At 67.9% G+C, this 3510-nt stretch carries 4 protein-coding genes; 2 read left to right on the top strand and 2 right to left on the bottom strand.

Annotated elements, in window-relative coordinates; all coding sequences use genetic code 11:
• Nucleotides 1–784, bottom strand: a 784-nt coding sequence (locus tag VFF46_RS19940) for a BtrH N-terminal domain-containing protein (RefSeq protein WP_325038668.1), incomplete at its 3' end; no start/stop codon positions are given.
• Between the two features lie 235 nt (nt 785–1019).
• On the opposite strand from VFF46_RS19940, the gene VFF46_RS19945 reads away from it, so the two are divergent.
• Nucleotides 1020–1418, top strand: coding sequence for a hypothetical protein (locus VFF46_RS19945; protein ID WP_325038669.1), 399 nt, complete (start codon nt 1020–1022; stop codon nt 1416–1418).
• A 343-nt stretch (nt 1419–1761) separates the two neighbouring features.
• On the opposite strand, the gene VFF46_RS19950 is transcribed toward VFF46_RS19945, so the two are convergent.
• On the bottom strand, nt 1762–2178 hold the full coding sequence (locus tag VFF46_RS19950; RefSeq protein ID WP_325038670.1) for a helix-turn-helix domain-containing protein: 417 nt from the start codon (nt 2176–2178) through the stop codon (nt 1762–1764).
• A gap of 56 nt (nt 2179–2234) precedes the next feature.
• Between VFF46_RS19950 and VFF46_RS19955 the strand changes: the two genes are divergently transcribed.
• Nucleotides 2235–3032, top strand: coding sequence for an NAD(P)H-binding protein (locus VFF46_RS19955; RefSeq protein WP_325038671.1), 798 nt, complete (start codon nt 2235–2237; stop codon nt 3030–3032).
• Nucleotides 3033–3510: the final 478 nt, after the last annotated feature.

Genomic DNA, 3510 nt, shown 5'->3' on the forward strand with positions numbered 1-3510 from the left:
CAACCACCTCGGCACACTCCCCAAGGAAGTCGCGGTAGAGGTTGCGGAACAGTGCCCCACCGGTCCCAGCCTTCTCCATCAACAGCGCCGCCTGCGGGAGATCCCGTCCCGGGTCGTCCGTCCGATCGAGCCAGCCGGGTACGAGCTTCGCCGCCTTCTCGATGCCGCGGTAACCAAGATTGGCGATCGGCGGATTGAGGAACGCCTCGGCGCACGCGCCAATCGCAGGAACGACCCGCGCCGGCAGCGCCAGCTCACCGCCACCAGTCAGCGTGAACGACCGATGCCTAGCGGTCATCGGCCCCCGCGCGGCGCGGCCCTCCGCGAGACTGCTCAAGCTGGTGGACACCGACCCACCCTGCTGCTCGGTATCCACCAGGTAGGCACGCTCGTCGTCGTACCCATGCATCGCGACGACGTGACCCCCGAAGTGCACCTTCGACGTGAAGTACTCCAAGTAGTAGCTGTCGAGCTGCAGCCCCACCGGCCGTCCACTGGAGACCGCCGCGACCACGTTCTCCCACCCCTTCCTGGGCGAAGCAGTCTCGCGCACCTCCAGCTCCAGCCCCAGCACGCCGGCCAGATTCCTCGTCAGCTCGAACGGCTTCACCCGTCCCCCAAGAAACGGAAACCCCAAGCTCTTGCTGTCCCAGTAGACGAACGACAGCCCGGATCCGAGCCCGAAGAGCATCGGCTCCGACAGGTCGATTCCCTGATCGCGCAGCAGTACGCCGAGCGCGGTCGTCTCGCAGTGCTGCCCGCCACGGGCGTGTTCGTCGTACATACCCCGCATCATGAACCCTCCGGCAACGGGAGAGTCCAGCCGCTCGCTGACACATCACGGACAGTCGTCCCAGATGGCGGACGGTGTTTGGCGGTACACCTGTCGGCCTGCCATGATCGTTCGCATGCACATGCTGTGTTGTTGCTGTCGTCGCTGACGCGCGCCGTCCCCGGCGCACGAGGCCCTGTCCGATTCCGTGGCCCGCCCGCCGACACAGCACTCACAGGAACATCGCATGAATCTCCCGGCTCTCGCCGACCTGCTCGCGTCTCGTGGCCTCCGGCTGCTCCCCGGTTCGCACGCCGTACCGGTCGAGCTGCTCGTGCAGTTGCCTGACGCAACCATCGCCCACTTCACCGCCCGCGGTACGACGCTCCGGCTGCGCACGTACTCCCCCAGCGCGCTCACCACGATCACCATCCCCGCCGAATGCGGCTGCGGCGACCACCACCCCCAAACCGGCCCCGCCCGCATCACCCTCAGCCGCTACGCCGTACCGCTCGACGAACACGTCATCGACGGCCACCTCGAGTACAACTGGCACCACCACGAGGCCGGCCTCCTCCGCCTGCCCGACGCCCTCCCCCACTTCTTCACCCTCCTCGACCACACCCGCGACCTAGTTCCCGCCTGAACGACCCGCCGCCCGACAGGACGTACTGGGCCGCGAGGTAGAGCACCTACGCGTGAACGCGCCCGCGCGTACACCGTTTCACCGGTGCACCACCTGTCGATCCGCCGACTCCACCGGCGCCGCTGGACCTCTCCTCCGCCTGGCCGACGCCGTCCTACAGCTCTTCACCCTGCACCTCAACCGGCGGCGAGTGGTTCCGGTCCTCGACCATCCGGGAGCTCGTTCCAGCCAGAGCGATCAGCGGCTCGACAGGACGTACTGGGCGGCGAGGTAGAGCACCTACGCGTGAGCGCGCCCGCGCGTACACCGTTTCAGCGGTGCACTACCTGTCGAGCTGCCGAATTCAGGGGCGGCGGTGGGCGGGTTCGGTGGCGTCGAAGTGTTGGCGGGCGGCGTCTACCTTGGCGAGGTTCGGGGACCATTCGGCCAGGGAGTGGAAGAGTGGGGCGAGGCTGCGGCCGAGGGGGCTGATGGCGTACTCGACGCGCGGTGGGACCTCGGCGTGGTACTCGCGGGTGATCAGGCCGTCGCGTTCCAGTTGCCGGAGGCGCTGGGTGAGGACCTTCGGGGTGATCGCGCCGATCCGGCGGTGCAGCTCGACGAACCGCTGCACGCCGTACTCGTTCAGGGTCCAGAGGATCGGTGTCGTCCAGCGGCTGAACACCAGGTCGACGACCGGCGCGATCGGGCAGGCCTGGACGGGGTCGGCGGCCGGCTCGGTCGGGCTATCAGCAGCGGCCTCGGTGGTGGTCTCGGTCACAAACCCAATACTATCCTCTAGGTACCTACTATCCCCAGGCCACTAGCGTCATGGTCATGATCGTGATCACCGGAGCAACCGGCAACGTAGGCCGTCCCCTCGTCCAGACCCTGAGCGCGCTCGGCGAGGACGTCGTCCCCGTCTCCCGCAGCGGCGCCGGCCACCAGGCCGACCTCACCCAACCCGAAACCCTGCGACCCGTACTCCACGGCGCGAAGGCCGTCTTCCTGCTCACCTCCCCCGACTTCCTTGCCCGAGGCAACCTCCAGGAGGCGATCGGCGTACTGCGGGAATCCGGCGTACCGCGGGTCGTCCTGCTCTCATCGCAAGGCGTCGGCACCCATCGGCACCCGTCGATCCACGAGGACGCTGTCACCGGCTCCGGGCTCGAATGGACGATCCTCCGCCCGGGCAACTTCGCCAGCAACGCGTTCGGTTGGGCCGAATCCATCCGCACCCAGCGCGCAATGGCCGCGCCGTTCGCGGATGTAGCCCTCCCCGCCGTCGACCCTCAGGACATCGCCGAAGTCGCCGCGGCCGCTCTGCGCGATCCCGCTCACGCCAATGCGATCTACACCCTGACCGGGCCGGCTGCGATCTCCCCGCGCCAGCAGGCGCAGGTGATCCAGGACGCCCTCGGTACGGCGATCCAGTTCACCGAACTGACCCGCGCCCAGGCCCGCGCAACCATGCTCACCTTCATGCCGGAACCAGTCGTCGAGTCCACCCTCGACATCCTCGGCACCCCACGCCCCGCCGAGCAGGCAGTAAGCCCCGACGTCGAGAAGGTACTCGGCCGCCCACCACACACCTTCACCGACTGGCTCACCCGAAACCTCCACGCCTTCCGCTAACCAACCAGACACCAGCACCAAGAGCCCGCAAGTTCCCCAACCGAGCCAAGCGGAGTTGTCACGCCTTCTCCCCTGCTCCGTCCGGCTGGTCGCGGGCGCCTGGGGTCGGTACGACGCGTCCGGCGCTGATCCGAGAGGGTCCGGCGTCAGGATTCCTCCGCCCGCCCGCCTTTCCTGAGCGGTCGCGGGTGTTCGCGGTCGGCCCGGGTCCGGCTGGCCCGTAGCGGGTCGGGGGTCAGGACTCGCCCGTCTCCGCTGCTTCCTGCGGGTGGTTGTGAGGAGGTGGGGCGGTGAGGGTTTGTAGTTGTTGTTTTAGGGTTTCGGTTGCTTGTTCGGCGGCGCGTTGGGCTGTGGTTAGGGCGGCTACTCGGTCTTCGGTGGACTTTTTTAGGTCGGCTAGTTGGGATTGGTGGTCGGCTCGGAGTTGGTCGCGGTCGGTGCGGTGTTCGGTGCGGAGGGCGTCTAGTTCGGTGCGGTG

Origin of the sequence: Kribbella sp. (genome assembly GCF_035655035.1) — a bacterium.
Lineage (GTDB): Bacteria > Actinomycetota > Actinomycetes > Propionibacteriales > Kribbellaceae > Kribbella.

What these genes read in the sequence shown, in the direction of transcription:
- VFF46_RS19955 (WP_325038671.1), top strand. Translation starts at nt 2,235, where the DNA reads ATGATCGTGATCACCGGAGCAACCGGCAACGTAGGCCGTCCCCTCGTC.
- VFF46_RS19945 (WP_325038669.1), top strand. Translation starts at nt 1,020, where the DNA reads ATGAATCTCCCGGCTCTCGCCGACCTGCTCGCGTCTCGTGGCCTCCGG.